This is a genomic window from Bacillus cereus group sp. BfR-BA-01381 (assembly GCF_022663555.1).
GTDB lineage: Bacteria > Bacillota > Bacilli > Bacillales > Bacillaceae_G > Bacillus_A > Bacillus_A pacificus.
In genome coordinates this window covers 1-208 of sequence record NZ_JAKUFR010000369.1, presented here as the reverse complement: position 1 = coordinate 208, position 208 = coordinate 1, and the positions used below count along the sequence as shown (strand labels likewise).

Here is a 208-nt window from a genome sequence, read left to right as displayed (position 1 = left end):
CCCAGGGAACTGAAACATCTAAGTACCTGGAGGAAGAGAAAGCAAATGCGATTTCCTGAGTAGCGGCGAGCGAAACGGAACATAGCCCAAACCAAGCGGCTTGCCTCTTGGGGTTGTAGGACATTCTATACGGAGTTACAAAGGAACGAGGTAGACGAAGCGACCTGGAAAGGTCCGTCGTAGAGGGTAACAACCCCGTAGTCGAAAC

Annotated in this window: 1 rRNA gene; it reads left to right on the top strand. The window is 51.4% G+C overall.

Annotated elements, in window-relative coordinates:
* A 23S ribosomal RNA gene (locus MR079_RS29085) occupies positions 1-208 on the top strand; the annotation flags it as partial.